The 17,856-nt window shown below is 52.2% G+C and carries 14 protein-coding genes; 6 read left to right on the forward strand and 8 right to left on the reverse strand.

What is annotated here, in order from left to right; genetic code table 11:
- Nucleotides 1-143 precede the first annotated feature (143 nt).
- From AEST_RS06100 to AEST_RS06115, 4 genes are all read left to right on the forward strand, one after another.
- Nucleotides 144-728, forward strand: a complete 585-nt coding sequence (locus AEST_RS06100; RefSeq protein WP_008607785.1) for a cytochrome b — start codon at nucleotides 144-146, stop codon at nucleotides 726-728.
- 87 nt (nucleotides 729-815) lie between these two features.
- Nucleotides 816-2,198: a ribonuclease J gene (locus tag AEST_RS06105; protein ID WP_008607787.1), complete on the forward strand. Its 1,383-nt coding sequence runs from the start codon at nucleotides 816-818 to the stop codon at nucleotides 2,196-2,198.
- Between the two features lie 58 nt (nucleotides 2,199-2,256).
- The gene (nagA, locus tag AEST_RS06110; RefSeq protein WP_008607789.1) at nucleotides 2,257-3,372 is read left to right on the forward strand and encodes an N-acetylglucosamine-6-phosphate deacetylase; all 1,116 of its coding nucleotides are present in this window, start codon (nucleotides 2,257-2,259) and stop codon (nucleotides 3,370-3,372) included.
- Between the two features lie 52 nt (nucleotides 3,373-3,424).
- Nucleotides 3,425-4,744 carry a sugar MFS transporter gene (locus AEST_RS06115; RefSeq protein WP_008607791.1) on the forward strand — a complete coding sequence of 440 codons (1,320 nt, stop codon included), beginning with the start codon at nucleotides 3,425-3,427 and terminating at the stop codon, nucleotides 4,742-4,744.
- Between the two features lie 9 nt (nucleotides 4,745-4,753).
- On the opposite strand, the gene nagB is transcribed toward AEST_RS06115, so the two are convergent.
- The gene (gene nagB / locus AEST_RS06120) at nucleotides 4,754-5,548 is read right to left on the reverse strand and encodes a glucosamine-6-phosphate deaminase (protein WP_008607793.1); all 795 of its coding nucleotides are present in this window, start codon (nucleotides 5,546-5,548) and stop codon (nucleotides 4,754-4,756) included.
- Between the two features lie 161 nt (nucleotides 5,549-5,709).
- Here nagB and AEST_RS06125 point away from each other — a divergent pair, with 161 nt between their 5' ends.
- Nucleotides 5,710-7,836 (forward strand): hypothetical protein, encoded by a 2,127-nt coding sequence (locus AEST_RS06125; protein ID WP_008607794.1) that lies wholly within the window; start codon nucleotides 5,710-5,712, stop codon nucleotides 7,834-7,836.
- Between the two features lie 82 nt (nucleotides 7,837-7,918).
- On the opposite strand, the gene AEST_RS06130 is transcribed toward AEST_RS06125, so the two are convergent.
- Complete coding sequence (locus tag AEST_RS06130; protein ID WP_008607796.1) at nucleotides 7,919-8,866, reverse strand: carbohydrate kinase family protein; 948 nt, start codon at nucleotides 8,864-8,866, stop codon at nucleotides 7,919-7,921.
- A gap of 168 nt (nucleotides 8,867-9,034) precedes the next feature.
- On the opposite strand from AEST_RS06130, the gene AEST_RS06135 reads away from it, so the two are divergent.
- Complete coding sequence (locus AEST_RS06135; protein ID WP_008607797.1) at nucleotides 9,035-10,960, forward strand: alpha-amylase family glycosyl hydrolase; 1,926 nt, start codon at nucleotides 9,035-9,037, stop codon at nucleotides 10,958-10,960.
- A 127-nt stretch (nucleotides 10,961-11,087) separates the two neighbouring features.
- On the opposite strand, the gene AEST_RS06140 is transcribed toward AEST_RS06135, so the two are convergent.
- The 6 genes from AEST_RS06140 to AEST_RS06165 form a co-directional block, all read right to left on the reverse strand.
- Nucleotides 11,088-11,375 carry a type II toxin-antitoxin system RelE/ParE family toxin gene (locus AEST_RS06140; protein WP_008607799.1) on the reverse strand — a complete coding sequence of 96 codons (288 nt, stop codon included), beginning with the start codon at nucleotides 11,373-11,375 and terminating at the stop codon, nucleotides 11,088-11,090.
- Nucleotides 11,372-11,653: a type II toxin-antitoxin system Phd/YefM family antitoxin gene (locus AEST_RS06145; protein ID WP_008607800.1), complete on the reverse strand. Its 282-nt coding sequence runs from the start codon at nucleotides 11,651-11,653 to the stop codon at nucleotides 11,372-11,374. The genes AEST_RS06140 and AEST_RS06145 overlap by 4 nt, the downstream gene beginning before the upstream one ends.
- Before the next feature lie 114 nt (nucleotides 11,654-11,767).
- Nucleotides 11,768-12,370, reverse strand: coding sequence for a hypothetical protein (locus tag AEST_RS06150; protein ID WP_008607802.1), 603 nt, complete (start codon nucleotides 12,368-12,370; stop codon nucleotides 11,768-11,770).
- A gap of 149 nt (nucleotides 12,371-12,519) precedes the next feature.
- Nucleotides 12,520-13,746, reverse strand: a complete 1,227-nt coding sequence (locus AEST_RS06155; RefSeq protein ID WP_008607804.1) for an MFS transporter — start codon at nucleotides 13,744-13,746, stop codon at nucleotides 12,520-12,522.
- Nucleotides 13,747-13,982: 236 nt separating this feature from the next.
- Nucleotides 13,983-15,008 (reverse strand): LacI family DNA-binding transcriptional regulator, encoded by a 1,026-nt coding sequence (locus AEST_RS06160; protein WP_008607805.1) that lies wholly within the window; start codon nucleotides 15,006-15,008, stop codon nucleotides 13,983-13,985.
- A 214-nt stretch (nucleotides 15,009-15,222) separates the two neighbouring features.
- On the reverse strand, nucleotides 15,223-17,658 hold the full coding sequence (locus AEST_RS06165; RefSeq protein ID WP_008607806.1) for a TonB-dependent receptor: 2,436 nt from the start codon (nucleotides 17,656-17,658) through the stop codon (nucleotides 15,223-15,225).
- Nucleotides 17,659-17,856 lie beyond the last annotated feature (198 nt).

Below are 17,856 nucleotides of genomic sequence, written 5' to 3' on the forward strand. Positions count from 1 at the left end.
GTTGATTACACCTTACTGCTCGCTTTTGCCTGACGTTATTCGAATTTCTGCAACAAAGTGAGCAACTAATACTGTTGTTGCCAGTGCACTAGGGCGTCAAACTAGGCTAATAGTTTGGTTAACAAAGGCTACTGGATTTCGTTATGCTAAAAAACTCCCCAACTCACTATGGCCGGGTTGCCCGCGCTTTGCATTGGCTGACAGCACTGCTGTTTTTACTGGCGTATGTCGCAGTGTATTACCGGCAATGGTTTACCGAGACCCGGACGCCGGAGAACTGGACTGCACTGCAGCTGCATTTATCCTTTGGTGTGACTATCGCGGTACTGGTGGCGCTGCGGCTCTACTGGCGGCTGACTAATGTTCAGCCTGCGGCTGAGCCCGGTTCGGCGCTGATGCATAAGGCTGCGCACCTTGGGCATCTGGTATTGTATGGCGTGCTGATTGTAATGCCATTGACTGGTTATTTAGGTACCGGTGTGGCAACGGAGTTTTTCTTTTTATTTGAGATCCCGAAATTTGCCGATACCTGGTTGTTTCAGACGCTGGTTGCGGATGGTATGGGCCTGAGTTTTGAGCAATTTGAAGCGCCGATGGATTTTATTCATAAGCAGGGCGGTGCTTATCTGGTGTGGCTATTGATCCTGGGGCATGCCGCGGCCGCCCTTTACCATCACTATCATCTAAAAGATCGCACGCTATTAAAAATGTTGCCACCCCGTCGCTGACAGCGGAAATGTCTGCTGGGTCTGTGAACGTGAATGGCGTATTATACGTAGCACTTAGCAGTTGATAGTAGTGTAATACGAGGTGACATGGCCAGCCGTGCGAGCGCTGAAATGACCTTAGCCGGCGAGCAGGATCTCTGGTTTTTGCCGCTTGGCGGTTGCGGCGAAATTGGGATGAACCTGAATTTATACGGTCATGCCGGGCGCTGGTTAATGGTGGACTGCGGCGTCACCTTTTATAATCCGCTGCAGCCGCAGACACAGCCACCGCAGCTTACGGCTGAAGTGCAGGCCGCCGATCCCAGCTTTATTGCCGCACAACGCGAAAACCTGGGCGGCATTGTTATTACCCATGCCCACGAAGATCATATCGGTGCCTTGCCCTATTTATGGCCACGCTTACAGGCGCCGGTGTATTGCACACCTTTTGCCGCCGAGGTGCTGCGCCGCAAACTGGCGCGTACCGACCTTATTGAGCAGATGTCAATTATCGAAATTCCACCTGGCGGCACCTGTCAGATCGGGCCTTTTCTCGTCAATTGGCTAAATATCACCCACTCGATCCCGGAGTGTCAGGCGCTGTTAATCAGCACGCCGGCCGGTAAGGTATTTCATACCGCCGACTGGAAAATGGACCCGGCACCTATGCTGGGCCGGCCATTTAAACCGCAGGTATTTAAACGGCTGGCTGCGCAAGGTGTTATTGCCATGGTTTGTGATTCAACCAATGCACTGAAAAGTGGCTTTTCGTTATCGGAAACGGCCTGCTTTCATGCGCTGCGTGAGGTGGTCAGTCAGGCACCGAAGCGCGTATTGGTAACCGGTTTTAGCAGTAATATCGGCCGCTTAATTAGCCTGGGGCGCATTGCCCAGCAGACAGGCCGGTACCTGGCACTGTTCGGTCGGGCGATGGAGAATATGGTTGGCGCGGCGCGGGCCTGCGGCTATTGGCCGGAGGATCTGCCGCTGATTGATAACGCCCATATCGGTTTTTTGCCAGCGGAAGAAGTGCTGGTGGCGGCAACCGGTAGTCAGGGCGAACCCAGAGCCGCCCTGAGTAAACTGGCTGAAGATCGCCATCCGCAGCTGCTGCTGGCAAAAGACGATTTGGTGATTTTTAGCGCTAACCTCATTCCGGGCAATGAGATGCTGGTCAGCCGGCTGGTGGATAAACTAAAAGCCAAACAGCTGCAGGTATTGCAAGCGGCGGATACCTTATTGCCAATCCATGTTTCCGGTCATCCGAATCAGGGTGAATTGGCTGAAATGTATCAGGCGGTAAAACCGGCCGTGGCGATACCGGTGCATGGCGAAGCTGCGCATATGCAAGCCAATGCTGCCATTGCCCGCGAGGTTGGGGTACCGCAACAACTGCAGGGGCAAAACGGTGATCTGTTTGTGTTGGCACCACAACCGCGCCTGTGGTCTGGGTTTGTGAAAGCGGGACGGGTCCCCATCGCGAATACTTGAGCTTTTCGCGCATAGGCGTTAGTTTAGATGGCATAACGTCTTTCCTTACAGGTTCCTTATGCAGCAAGTATTAAGCGCTGCCCAATTTTTTGATGGTTTTGTCTGGCAGTCAAATGTCGAGTTGTTGATTGAAAACGGTCGTATTGTAGACATCCGACCCTGTCGTGATACGCCACAGGCAACCTATTTGGTGCCGGGGTTTATCGATTTACAGGTGAATGGCGGTGGCGGCGTGCTGTTTAATAACGCACCGACGATTGACACGCTTCGCCGGATGCGACAAGCCCATAGCCGTTTTGGTACCACGGCACTGCTGCCAACCCTGATCACCGACCAACTGGCGGTGATGCAGCAAAGTGCCGATGTGATTGCCGCAGCGGTTGCTGCTGGCGAGCCAGGCATTTTGGGTATTCACTTCGAAGGACCGCATTTATCGGCACCGAAAAAAGGTGTGCATCCGCTGCAACATATCCGGCCGTTGGCAGAGGCAGAGATGCAGCTGTATCTGCGCCGTGATCTTGGGTGTGTCTTGGTTACGCTGGCGCCGGAAAATGTGACGCCAGAGCAAGTTCAACGTTTAACCGCCGCCGGTGTTAAAGTTTGGCTTGGCCACTCTAATGCCTGTGCCGCGCAGGTACAGCAAGCCCTCGCTGCCGGCGCGCAGGGCTTTACTCATTTATATAATGCAATGTCACCACTGACTTCGCGTGAGCCCGGCATGGTGGGTGTTGCGTTAACCGATAGTCAAAGCTGGTGTGGCGTGATTCTGGACGGTTTACATTTGCATCCGTTAGCGGCAAAGCTGGCAGTCTTAGCAAAACCCCGCGGCAAGGTGCTGTTAGTCACAGATGCGATGTCTCCGGTTGGCACCGACGAGACCGAATTTGATTTCTTCGCCGGTAAGGTGACCCGCCAAGGTAATAAGTTGACTGACAGTAGCGGCGCACTGGCCGGCTCAGTGCTGGATATGGCGGCGGCCGTGCGTTATGCGGTAAATACCTTAGATCTTGACCTTGCAGAGAGCTTGCGCATGGCAGCCTTATATCCGGCGCAGGCGCTGGGGCTGACTGACCGCGGCCAGGCACAACCCGGCCATAGGGCTGATCTGGTGCAATTGAACGCGCAGCTACAGGTACAACAATGCTGGATTAACGGCGAAGCTCAACTGGGTTAAGCTGGTAATCTAAGCCGGTAACGACAATAAGAATAACAATAAGGATCCGAAGATGCCCAATACCCAAACCACGCCAGCACCCAGTGTGTTGGTGCCGATGTTGATCCTGGCGGTGCTGTTTTTTCTGTTCGGTTTTGTGACCTGGCTTAATGGTGCACTTATTCCATTTTTGCAGATTGTCTGTCAGTTAAACGAGTTTCAGGCACTGTTGGTGACCTTTGTGTTTTATATTGCTTACACCGTCATGGCGATCCCGATGTCGTTTTTACTTAACTATCTGGGGTACAAAAAGGGTATGCTGGCTGGCTTACTCATTATGGCCTTTGGCGCCTTGCTGTTTATTCCGGCAGCGAAAGTAGCGGCTTATCCGCTATTTCTGTTGGCGTTGTTTTTGTTGGGTAGCGGCCTGACGATTTTGCAAACCGCAACTAACCCCTATCTGGTTTGTATCGGTCCGCTCGATAGTGCTGCGATGCGGATCAGCATTATGGGGCTGGTTAACAAAGCGGCCGGAATAGTGGTGCCGATGCTGTTTGCCACTCTGGTGCTGACCAATATTGAACAATATAGCGCTGCAGCGCTGGCAATGCTGCCAGCGGCAGAGCAGCAAGTACAACTGGCTGAGCTGTCGAATAGGCTGGTACTGCCATATGTGTATATGACGCTGATGTTGTTAGTGTTGTCTATATTTATCTGGTTTGCTCCTTTACCTGAGTTAGCAGAGCACAAGCACGAAAAAGGCGTCGAATTTAAGGCGGTAAAAGCGGTACTCGCTTATCCGCAGTTAGTACTGGGGGTGTTGGCGTTATTTTGCTATGTCGGTGTGGAGGTGATTGCTGCTGATACCATCGGTCTATATGGCAAACAACTTGGCGTGCCACACTTTGGCATCCTGACCTCATACACTATGAGCTTTATGGTGTTAGGGTATATTTTGGGGGTGCTGCTAATCCCGCGCTACCTGTCACAAGGCCGCGCTCTGCAGCTATCCGCTTTGGCTGGAGCGTTACTCAGTATCGGCGTTTTATTTGGCGCAAGCGATAGCCAGCAGTTGTCGGCTTGGCTATTTGGCTGGTTGGGTATTCCTCTAGTACCGGATTCCGTGGTGTTCGTTGCGTTACTGGGGTTGGCCAATGCGTTGGTATGGCCGGCGGTTTGGCCCTTGGCGCTGGAAGGCCTCGGGAAGTTAACTGCTACCGGCTCAGCCTTGCTGATAATGGGTATTGCCGGTGGCGCGGTGTTACCACTAAGTTATGGTTATCTGGCCGAACAGTCCGGTAATAGCCAGGGTGCGTACTGGATTCTCATTCCGGCCTATCTTTATATCTTATTTTATGCGATGAAAGGCCATAAGCTACGACGCTGGTCATAACAACGGCGGCTAATCACGATTCAGGCGGCGCAATAGCGCCGCGTTTTCCTGTTCAATATGGCGGTAAAATGCCAGTTGCTCTAAGTCACTGGCAGCTTCTTCATCCAGTACTACTGTAGCCTGCTGGTGCAGCTGTAAAGCTGACGCCGGACAGCTGGCACTCAGTGGTCCCTCGATCATCGCTTTTACGGCCTCAGCTTTAGCTTTACCGGTTGCCAGTAACAGCACTTTGCGGGCATCCAGAATAGTGCCGATGCCCATAGTGATTGATAGATGTGGTTGATATTCGCCGGGCGCAAAGAAGCGGGCATTATCGGCGATGGTTTGCTGCGTCAGGGTTTTAACCCTAGTGCGTGAACGCAATCCGGACGAGGGCTCGTTAAAACCAATATGGCCATTACGACCAATGCCCAAAAGCTGCAAATCGATACCATCTGAAGCCATGATTTTTTGCTCATACTGCTCGCAAGCAAGTAATGGATCTGCGGCGTCACCCTCTGGCACTGCGGTATTTTCTGGCTGAATATCAATGTGATTAAACAAGTGGTGTTGCATAAAATAGCGGTAGCTTTGTGGATGCGTTGCCGCTAAACCAATATATTCATCCAGATTAAAGGTTTTAACGGCCTGAAATGACACCTCGCCATGCTGATAGGCAGTAATTAATTGTTGATACAGCAGAATGGGTGTCGCACCTGTCGCCAGCCCCAGCACAGAGGCAGGATGTTGCCTGATTTGCCGGATAATTGCAGCAGCACCATAACGGGCCACGGCTTGTGCATCTGGTTGAATAACGATCTGCACCCTGATACTCCTGTTAACAAATTTGACTTAGCCTACCATAAAACCGTTGTGAAAAACGTCAACACGCCCTAATGCTTTGGCTGTTTTTTCTTTAGTTATTGGCAACTTTGCATCGGCTGGCATATGCTGAGAGCGAGAATAACAATTCACGGAGACAAACCTTGACTGCTGCAACCAAACCCCATCAATGGCGTTTCTTCCGCTCCGGCGGTTTTGACCAGGTCGCGATTGAAACTGCAGATGATTTACTGCATCTGCACGAACTCGATCCTAAGCTATGGACTGTACTTAATTGCCCAACTACCGGCCTGGAATTTGACGACCGTACCCTGGCGCTAATGGATGGTGACGGCGACGGCCAAATCCGGGTACCGGAGATCCTGTCGGCAGTGCGTTGGAGTTGCCAGCGCCTGACGGATGCTAGCATTATGTTTGCACCACCTGGCTTGCCGCTTGCTGCGATTGCTGATCAGGACGCCGAAGGTGCCGGCATTAAACATGCCGCCGAACTGGTACTGCGCTATAGCGATAAAACAGCTGAGCAGAGCCTGCAGGTGGAGGATGTGCTGGATACAACACGGTTATTCTCGGCTGATCACTTTAATGGCGATGGCGTGATTATGCCGGAGCTGACTACAGATGAAAGCTTACAATCGGTGCTGCTGCAGATCGTCGAAACTCAGGGTGGGGTTGCCGACCGCAGTGGCGGTCTTGGTGTGACTCAGGATACCTTATCGGCATTTTTTGAGCAGGCCGAAGCGGTAGTTAACTGGCACGCGGCTTTTACGGCAGAGCAGAATCAGCTTTGTCCGCTGGCCGATTCCACTGCCGATGCCGTTGCCGCTTTTGAAGCGGTTAAAGCGAAAGTTGATGATTATTTTGTACGTTGTCAATTGGCCGCCTTTGATCAGCGCGCTGCCGATACCTTAAATCCGTCTGCTTCGGTTTATGAAGTGCTGGCTAACCGCGTGGTAGCTGATGCTGATGCCGAGATAGCGGCTTTACCATTGTCTGCCATTGCGGCGGAGCGCCCTCTGGACTTAAGTCTTGGTATTAACCCAGCTTGGGCTTGCGCTATCGCCACGTTAAAAGACAAAGTGCTGACTCCGTTACTGGGGGCTGATTATGAAGTGCTGACTGCGGCTGACTGGCAACAGGTTTCTGCCAGGTTGGCAGCCTGGCGTAGCTGGCAGGCGGCGAAACCGGATACCGCCCTCCATAGTCTGGAACTGGAATATCTGCAACAACTGGTTGCCGGTGACGTAAAAAACCGGCTGGAAGCATTGATTAATGACGATCTTGCCGCCAGTACTTTTGCCGATCATCTGTTAGCCTTGGAAAAGTTACTGCGTTATCAGCGCGATCTGGTGACCTTATTGCGTAACTTTGTCAGTCTGAGTGATTTCTATCAAACCGAGCATAAAGCCATCTTCCAGGCTGGTACCTTATTTCTGGATCAACGTAGTTGCGAATTAGTGATGCGGGTCAGTGATCAGGGCCGGCATGCGACTATGGCACCTTTTAGTGGCTGTTATCTGGTGTATTGCAGCTGTGTGCGGCAGGGCGAAGCCCCGATGGATATCGTAGCAGCGCTGACCGGCGGCGATGTCGATGAGCTGATGGTGGCTGGTCGTAACGGTATCTTTTATGACCGCAAGGGCCGTGACTGGCGAGCAACAGTGACTAAAGTTGTGGCACAGCCAGTCAGTATCCGTCAGGCGTTCTGGTCGCCCTATAAGCGGGTTGCTGCCTTTATTGAAGGTCAGATCCAGAAATTTGCCGCCTCCCGCGATAAAGATATTGAAGCGAAAACCACCAGCGGTGTAGCAGATGCTGCCGCTGCACCTGCCGCGGCCCCCAGCAACTTTGATATTGCTAAATTTGCCGGTATTTTTGCCGCCTTTGGCCTGGCCTTAGGCGCCTTAGGCACGGCCCTGGCGGCGATAGTGGCGGGCTTGTTTTCGCTGAGCTGGTGGCAAATTCCGCTGGTATTACTCGGGGTAATGCTGCTGATTTCGGCACCATCGATGTTACTGGCGTATCTGACACTACGCCGGCGCAATATTGGCCCCTTATTGGATGCTAATGGCTGGGCAGTGAATGCCCGGGCGAAAATTAATGTGCCTTTTGGTGCCTCGCTGACCGGACTGGCGCACCTGCCTAAGGGCGCCAAACGCTCCTTGCATGATCCTTTTGCTGAGAAAAAACGGCCCTGGGCGTTGTATCTGCTGTTGCTGATCATCGTTGCTGTAGCCGCCTGGTACGGTTATCAGCGCTTTATGGGCTAACCTGTATTAAAAACGTAAGGGCTGTTTATGACAGCCCTTTTTTACATGGTGCGCTCTGACCAGTACGGCCGATTTGCTACGACTAACCAGCGTCCCATTCAAAGCGGGTGGGCAGGGCAGAAAAGGCCCCAAAATGCTGACAGGTAAGGGAGCCGGCCTTAATGGCTTTTTGTAATATCAGTTGCTGTAACACCTGATCGGCCAATAGACTTTGCCAGTCTTGATAGATAAGAGTTTGGCTAAGCTGATATAACCAGGCACCGACAAAGGCGTCGCCGGCGGCAGTAGTATCGACCACTTTTACCGGTTGCACCGGGATGCTCAGATTAAGCTTGCTATAACTCTGCACGGCTGCGCTACCGGCGGTAACCACGATCCAGCGCTGCTTGTGCGCATTTAACGCGCTTAACCAGCTTTGCTCATCGCCATCCACGGCCAGATAACGCAGTTCATCGTCACTGAGTTTAATAATATCGGCCTGTTGTAGCAGCTGTTGCACCAGCTCGCGGTTGGCTTGCCCGGTTGGCCAGAGGTTATGCCGCAAATTGGCGTCGATAGAAATTAACCAGCCGTGGCGTTTGGCCTCGGCTATCAGTGCAAAACTGGTATCGGCAATGGCGCTATCGGTCAGGCTATTTGAGCATAAATGCAAAATAGCCTGCTGCTGCCAGAAATCCGCCGGCAAATGGCTGAGTCGATACAACAAATCTGCTGCCGGTGGCCGGTAAAATGAAAAGCTGCGATCGCCGTCGGCATTGAGCGCGACAAAGGCCAGCGCGGTTTTTGCCTCTGCCGTGCGCGCGCAGGCGCTGACATTAACGCCATAATGTTCCAGCTCGGCTTGCAGAAAATCCCCGAACATATCGGCCCCCAGCATGCCGACAAAGCGGCCATCGCCACCCAGTTTCGCTACGGCTACAGCGACATTCGCCGGTGCGCCGCCAGCGAAGCGGCGAAAGACACCGGCTTGTTGCGGATCCTGTAAGAAGTCAATTAAGACTTCGCCAAAACAATAGACTGGTAGCGACATTAGGGTACCTGCGAAGATTAACTTAAATGTTTAAGCTTAAGCTAGCCTATTCGCCAGCTGTTGTAAATTAGACGCTGGCTAAAATTGCTTAAATTTTTAGCAAAGGCTTGCAATGCAGCAAAAATAAAGCAAAGATAGCGGATAAAACTTTGGTTTGGACCCTTGCTTATGCCACAGTATCTGACCCGCTCCATGACAGCTGATCCTGCACAATTAGCGCATTTTTCTGATATTTTACTTAAACGTTATAGTTCGTCGCTAAAAACGCTGGCGAAGGGGCGCTGGCCGCTGCTGGCAGAGCGTTTACGGCAGCAGTTACCGGCTTTGCTGGCACTATATCTGCCGCTTTATGGCGCACGCTTTGATGCCTATTATCATTTGGAGCAGCTGCTAAAAATTCTGGCCAAAGCCATAGCGCAGCGGCCGGATTATCTGCTGGCCGAAGATGCTGCGCCGCAAGATTGGCATCAATCGCAGCAGGCGCTTGGCTCGGCCTGTTATGTCGATCTGTTTGCCGGCGATTTTCAGAGGTTAAAGCAGCGTATTCCGTATTTACAGCAAACCGGGATTAATTATCTGCATCTGATGCCGCTGTTTAAAGCGCCCGAGCCAAACAGCGATGGCGGCTATGCGGTATCAGATTACCGCGCCACCATGCCTAAGCTGGGCACTATGACTGAGCTGGCAGATCTGATGCAGTCACTGCATCAGCATGGCATCAGACCGGTGCTGGATTTTGTCTTTAACCATACCTCAGATGAGCACCGCTGGGCGCAAAAAGCCAAAGCGGGCGACACTGAGTATCAGGATTATTACTTCTTTTTTGATGAAGCCGAACGTGATCGCTACGCGCCTTATTTACGGGAAATTTTTCCGGAAATCCGCCGTGGTTGTTTTACGCGGGAAGCCAATTCCGGGCGGTGGGTCTGGACCACCTTTAACAGTTTCCAGTGGGATCTGAATTACGCTAACCCGGCGGTATTTAATGCGATGGCGGAAGAAATGCTATTTCTGGCCAATCAGGGGGCTGCCGTACTGCGCCTGGATGCGTTAGCCTTTGTCTGGAAAGAGGCTGGCACTAACTGCGAAAACCTGCCGTTGGCACACACCTTGATCCGCGCCTTTAATCAGGTGGCACGGCTAGCGGCGCCGGCGCTACAGTTTAAATCAGAAGCCATAGTGCATCCGGATGAGGTGGTAAAATATATCGCCCCCGAGGAGTGTCAGCTATCATACAACCCACTGCTGATGGCCCTGCTGTGGAATAGTCTGGCGACCCGTAAAACCCGCTTGCTGACCGAGTCATTACAGCGGCGCTTTGCCATTGACCCACATTGTAGCTGGGTTAACTATATCCGCTGCCATGATGATATCGGCTGGACCTTTGACGATAATGTCGCCTGGCAGCTGGGGATTAACCCGGAGCATCACCGGCAGTTTTTAAATCAGTTCTATACCGGGCAATTTGCCGGCAGCTTTGCCAGCGGGGTGCCGTTTCAGCAAAATCCGCAAACCGGCGATTGCCGCGTCGCCGGTATGCTGGCGTCATTAACCGGCGTTGAGCAGGCTCTGAAAACCGGTAATACTGCGCATTTACAGCATGCGTTGGCCCGTATTTACCTGCTTAATAGCGTGATCCTGAGTATCGGCGGTTTGCCGCTGCTGTATATGGGCGATGAGCTGGGCCTGTTAAATGATTACAGCTATCAGCAGGATGCAGCGAAAAAAGACGACAGCCGTTGGGTAAATCGGGTGGCGGTTAATGAGCAGCAGCTTGAAAGCGCGACCGACAGTACTAAGCTGTCCGGTAAAATTTACCAGCAACTGCAGCAGCTGCTGGGCGTAAGGCGGCGCTTGCCGCTGCTGGGGCAGGGCAAAACCGAAATTCTGGCCAGTGCCAATCCGCATCTGTTTAGCTACCGCCGCTATCAGGATCAGCAAAGTTTGCTGTGTGTGGTCAATTTTAGCGAGCATAGTCAGACGCTGGCGATGCCGGCCTGCAGCCAGTGGCGGGATGAGTTAAGCGGTAACCTGTATCAGGGCGCCCGGCTTGAGCTGCAGCCTTATCAGGTCTTGTGGTTAACGGCACTGTAAGTTGGGCACAAGGCTTATTCTTTTCTTGCACCGCGCTTAAGGGCGCGGTGCTTGCCAAAAGATATTCAAATCAACGACAAACCTATTTGTTTGCTGAAACCTCTGGTATCTCTGCTCAAACGCAGTTTTACAGCTCCTGCTCTGACAGCTGTTGACGACAGTGTCGTATTGTTAGCACCTTGATTTCATGGCTCACGCTATAAATAATACGATAATGGCCAATAATGATTTCACGGTAGTTGGCATCCAGTAACTCCGGAACCATTCGTCCCATCTCTGGCATTGAACCCAGCAAATCTGTTTTATCGAACAGGTGATTAACCCATTTTTTTGCTGCGACAGGATTATCCGCGGCGATAAATTCTGCCGCGTCACCAAGTTTTTGTAACGCTAGAGGTGACCAAACTACTTTCATTTTTCCAGACGGCGCAGTATTTGGAAGCGCGCATCTTCACTCGATATACCCAAACCTGCAGCGAGCTGCACTTCTGCAGCACGCATTTCTTCAAGTAATTCGATTTTTTCTTGCATGGCTTCGTACTCAGCAACATCGAGAACAACGGCGACACCTTTACCACGCTGTGTAATAACCAGTGGGCGACGAGTTTCATTGATTTGCTTGATAAAAGATGCGACGCCCGCACGGAACTCAGACAAGGGTCGAATATCTTGATCAAGGTGAATACGGCTCATACTGAACTCCACTTAGTACAAATTAACGTACAAATAATAGTCTCACAGAACGTTCAGAGCAAGGAATCGATTTAATATTAAGTTTGCTTGAGTTTGCGTAAGTAGGCTTGGCAATTAATTGGCGCTAACCCGCCAGCCTTGTTCGGCTTTGCTGATGCATTTGGGGTTACCTTCTGCTACCAGCGACTCGGCAAAAAACCATTCTTTAAATAGCTGCCAATTGGCCGTGATCGGACTTTGGCACTGGCCATTGGCCGTTTCGGCAAAGCGCTCTTCGCTGCAAGGCGCTACTTCTGGCAGCTGGCCGCGGTAGGCATAGGCGTAAACCGCCTGACAATGTTCGGTCAGATAGGTATTAAACACCACCAGCCAGCCTTGCTGATAGCGCACTATACTAAAGCTGGGCAGGTTATTGGCCACCGCAGTGGCAATGATCTCAGGCGCTTCTGCCTCGGCCAGTAACTGCAGCTCGCCCTGTTGTTCCCCCTCAGTCAGGCGCTGGCGGATCTGGATCCGTTCGCCGCGCCGCCAGGCGAAACCATCATAGGTAGTGTTATCTGCGGCTGCGATCAACGCATCCAGACCCCGTTCGTTACGTTTAACTTCCTGCTGAATGCTGCGCGCGATCTGCTCGGCTTCGGTCAGGGTTTTAAATTGATCGCAACCCGCAACAAACAGGCAGGCAAGTAGCAGAATAGTAGTAAAGGGTCTGGACATCATATCTACCTGATCAGAGTAATAGCGCGGCGCTACCTTACTGCAAGGCCGGGAGCCTTGCAACTTTGGTGCTGACTTTAGCAATAAAAAAGCCCCGATCAAGCGGGGCAACAGCACGAGAGAAAATCAACAATAGCGGTTATTACGCCCTAGTCGGACATCGCCTGTAATTGAGCCTCAGCCGGATTAAACAGATGATTCCACCACATGGCCGCTGCCAGCAGCAGCGCAAAGCCGGTTGCCAGATAAAAGCCGTAGCGCACATCGCCAAACCAGTCACCGACTATACCCATCAGTAGTGGCCCCAGCGCGGCCGCCAGAGCGGTAAAGGCCAGGATCAGGCCTGCCGCTGCGCCATGTTGTTTGCGTGGGAAACAGCTGATGCCTTTAGAGTTTAGCGTGGGGTACATCATCGACATAAACAGGCCGGATAAGGGCATCAACCACAGCGCCCAGGCTACGCCATGCCACATACTAAGGACAAAACACAGCGCGATAACACTGCTAAACCAGGCCAGCAGAATGGTCCAGCTAAAGCGGGTCAGTAACCATTCCGCCAGAAAGCGGCCGATAGTCCGCAAAATAAAGAATACGGTAATGGCATGTGCGGCCAGTAAGGTCCACTGACCCTCATATTGCTGTAACAGAGTAGGTAACCAGACAAAGACCGCCACTTCTGTTGCGACATAGCAGGCAATGGCCAGCGAGAAGCCCAGCGCATAAGGATTTTTCACCAGAGCCAGAGTTTGCCAGATCGAGGCTTTGGGCTGTGGCGCATAAAGCGGATAGTCCATGCGGTAGGCAATTAGCAGTAATACCGCGCAAATAAAGCCGGCCACAAAATACAGCTGCTCCCAGGCCATCTCAAACATCAGCAGGATCGCAACCAGGGCTGGGCCAACGATGGCGCCCAGGCCAAAGAACCCCTCGACCCGGTTCATCAGCCGGGTATGGCTGGCAGAATTAGGGCTGATATCGCCAATCAGCGCCAGGGCGCCGGTTTTAAATAAGCCGATACTCAGACCACATAGCCCCAACAATAAGTTATAAAAGTAAAAACTTTGCCCCAGCGCAAAGGCAAAACAGGCCAGGGAGTAGATCAGTAAACCAAACAGAATAATTTTCTTCCGGCCAAGCTGATCGGCCAGTTGGCCCAGGAATAGACCGGATAAGCCGATAAAAATCATCGGCACATAATGAAAGGCGGCCGCTTGCGTCAGGCTAAGGTCAAACTGCTTGACCACTTCGGGAATAATCACCCCCACGGCATCCGTGGTCATGGCGAAGACGAAGAACATCAGGCAGGTCATCCATTTAACCTGGGTATAGGTGTGCGTCGGCACGGCGGTTACCGCTGCGCTGCTGAGCTGTTGCATAGTCTAACCCTGTCTTATCGCTGTCATCAGTGCAGCGTTTTATTAGTGTGGCAGTTTGCGCTATGCGCAGCTGGCCTTGTGCGCAGGTAAGCGTCAGTGGCTCAGGATACTGCTTATCGGCAGACACTGACCATTCACGCTAATCCTGCTGTAATCGTTGTACAGCTTAAAACTACACCTTAAACGTTTAAGTTGCAAGCCGCAATCAATGCTTTTGGCGAAAAATACAACGTTTTTTAACAGCTGTCGCGCAGGCGTAGCTCGCAAGGTAAGAGCACATTTTCAGCGGTATCACCGGCCAGCAGCATTCTGGCGGCAATACGGCCTTTTTCATCGCTGTGCTGGGCGACGGTAGTCAGCGCCGGATAGCTACGCTCGGCCTCTTCAATGCCATCAAAGCCGACAATCCGCAGATCTTGCGGGATATTAAGACCTAATTGTCGGGCGACACTAATAGCTCCGAGCGCAATCCGATCGCTCATACAAAGCAGCAGCGTTGGGCGGGGATGTTGCGTCAGAGCCTCACGGGCGGCGATTTGCGCGTAATGATGGTTATTGATTGGAATATGCCAGATTTGCTCAGCGTTTAATTCGCGTTGCTGCTGCTTAGCGGCGGCCAGATAGCCCTCGAGCCGGCGGCGGGAAATCGCCTCATTCGCATCGTATAGCTCGTGTTGTTGTAGCCGGCAGACCCGATCGGAATCTATCAACCTAAGCCCTAATACTGCGACCTTGCCAGGCTGTTTTTTCAGCGCATACTCAGCAATATCATAGGCATATTGATAGTTGTCGATATTAACCGAGCCGATACCACTGAGATTACAGTCGACACAGAGTAGCGGTTTGCCGCTTTGCTTTACCCGCTCCAGTTGCTCCGGATTTTTTGGGCTGCCATAAATAATAAAGCCATCAGGCAGGGCTTCGGCGGTGCTGTGTACCGCTTTGGCACCGGATAACAGCAACATATCCTTGCCGGCGTCCTGCAGCACCTCGGCGATGCCTTTAATCAACTGATTCGCAACCGGATCGCTGACCGAATACTCCAGCGTATCCGACAGCAGAATGGCAATCATATCGGAGCGGCCGGTACGCAGGCTGCGGGCTGTGGCATTAGGGCCGCTAAAGCCGAGCTTTTCACTTTCCTGCAGAATATGTTTGCGCAGCTCTGCCGAGAGCTGATCCGGGCGGTTAAAGGCGTTAGATACAGTCGCCACCGACACCCCAAGGTGTTTGGCCAGCGCTTTAAGGGTAACTTTTGGCATCAGGTTTTCCGGGTTTTGTGCGTATTAGCAGACAGAGCTGACAGATAAAACCACTCTAACTCAGTTTATCTTAAACGTTAAGATAAATTGTGCTTTGGTTTTAGGATCTAGCTTGCCGGAGTGGAGGTGGATCACAGGTTCCGGTACCGGGCTGAAATCTCGCTGGTATAAAAAAGGCGACCGCAGTCGCCTTAAAGTGTAATGCCGCGGTTGCTTAGAACTGATAGCGTAAGCCAACAGAGGCAGTGCGGCCGTTAATGGTGCGGGCGGTAATAATACCATTGGCCGGCACACTGCCTTGTTCAGCTTCCGTTAAACCGACTTTATCGAACAGATTATTGATATTCAGTGATACTGTCAGATCCCTGGCAAGCTCGTAACTGGCAAAGGCATTGACCTGGGTATAGGCGCCGAATTTCAAGTCGTTATTATCCTGAGCATAGGCGGCACTGGTGCCAATTAAACTGACACCAAATTGCACCTGATCCAGCGTATAACGGGCTAGCAGATTATAAATCATATCAGCCTGACGCCGTGGCGTATTGCCGACTAACTCAGGATTCAGCGCATCTTTGCTGATCTCGGCATCGGTCCAGGTAATAGAGCCGCGTAGATCCAGATTGCCGATGCGGTAGCTACTTTCCAGCTCAATACCTTTGGCCTGGTAAACGCGGTCAAAGAAGCGCTGGGTAGTGGCTTCAAAGTTCTGTTCATCCGTTTCGGCGAAAAACAGCGTCGCAAACAAATTCAGGTTGCCATGGCGGCTTTTGCTACCCAGTTCATATTGCTTCACCTGGTCAATCGCATCTTCGCGGGCTACTGAGCCATCGGCATTGACCTTACCGAATAACAGACGATCGGCATTAGCACGGCCACCTTTACTGACGCGGCCAAACATGGCCCAATCGTTATTAAACTGATAGTTGGCACCGGCTGAGTACGAGTTATAAGCCCAACCGTAGTTCACCAGTTGTGGATTGGCCAGATCAATACCGGACACACTCTGCTCGATAATACTGATCACCCCATCGCCGTTCATATCACGGCTACTTTGTACCGCGCCGGCATAGCTACCGCTGGCACTGCCAATATCGCGGCGTACGCTGGCTTCCAGCGACCAGTCGCCAAAGGCCCAACTGGCTGAAGCGTAAGGTGCCTTAATGCTGTAGTCAGTATCATAATTGCGCTGACAGCAGTTGTCCCAGAACGGCACGCCATAGGCCAGCTGGCCCTGCTCGGAGAAGGCGGTGCCATTGGCGGCAAACACATTTAACAGTTCAGCATTATCACCTTTTAACGCAATCAGGTAAGAGTTCCACAGCCAGGACATACTGATGCTCTGGTCAGCCAGGTAATAACCTAAGCTGACATCGACCTCGCCAAACCGGCGTGATAATTTCAGATCGTTAACAATGGAGCCAAAGTCATGCAGTTCCACATCAAAGGTATGAATACGCATCGCATTGCCGTTGCCGTACAAGTCGCCAGCTTGTGGGCCTACCGCATAGCGCACGGTAGCGCCACTGCCGGCAATGCTATTGGCAATCGACTGGGCGCTGTCGACTTCGGCCGGAAACAGCGTAATAAAGTTGCCACTGACTTCACTGATCCGAAAGCGGTTATCCAGGGTCCAGTTATCATCGAGGTCAAACTGCGCCTCGATACCAAAGCTATTAACCTGTGGGTTCATGCCATCGCGAACATCGCCGCGTGAGATCTGGTTGTCGCCGTTTAGCCGCACGGTCTGGGTTAAATAAGCCGATTGCAGTGTGTCTTTTTTGGCATCGTAGCCGGGAACTGAACTGCCATCAGCATACATTGGCATCGGCATATAGCTGGTTACCCGGTCATTCAGATGTTTGGCGTAAAGCCGCACATAACCGCTGTCAAAGTCTTTGGTCAGGTTAGCTTTTAGCTGATAGCCACGCTCACCCTGATAACCCGGATCCCTTACGCCTTCGCCCTGGCGCACAAAGCCGCCAATATGAAAGCGCATATCGTTGTTAATATCGCCGCCATACTCAAAGTCGGTACGGAATTGATCATAATTCAGGCCGGTGGTCAGCGCGACGCTGCCGCCATTATCAAGCCCGGTTTTACTGATAAAGTTAATGACGCCACCCGGTGAGTTGCTGGCGAGGGTGCTGGCAGAGCCACCGCGAATCACCTCGAGCCGTGCTAGGGTAGCGTCAGCGCGGACAAAAATATCGGCGTTACCAAAGGCAATATCACCAAACTGGATCACCGGCAGACCATCTTCCTGCAGGGTTAGAAATTTGGCGCCACCAGCAGCCACCGGCAAGCCACGCACTGCGATATTGGCATTACCCTCACCACCACTGGCTTCACTGCGCACACCCGGCAGCATACGGAACACTTCAGCAGTAGAGCGGGGCGCGGACGCATCGATATCTTCAAAGGTCAGGGTACTGACCGAGACGCTGGATTGCATTACGGTTTGATTGCGCGATACCGCACCCGTTACCAGAATACGCTCAAAGCCGAGGCCACTGGGGGCAGCGTCTGCGGCCGCGTCAGTTTGCTCTGCTGCCGTTGGTTCAGGCGCAGTTTCCTGCGCAATAAGTTGTTGAGAAGTTAAAGCGAGAGTAATGGCCAGCGCCAGGCTGGATAACGCAGGTTGCTGTTGCATCTTGGGTGTCTCCCTTGTCGATCTGGAATAGTATTTTTTATAAGCTGAAACGTTTAAGTTCACTGCCGTTAAAAAAATGCCGGTAGGCATTTTCAGTAGGGCAACCGACCAGTGCAGCGTGATAACAGCTCGATGACACGCCAAAGCTGCTGGCTGGTTCAGGTACAACTGTTATTATTTGGGTAAAACTTTATCAGT

Source organism: Alishewanella aestuarii B11 (assembly GCF_000280055.1).
Taxonomy (GTDB): domain Bacteria; phylum Pseudomonadota; class Gammaproteobacteria; order Enterobacterales; family Alteromonadaceae; genus Alishewanella; species Alishewanella aestuarii.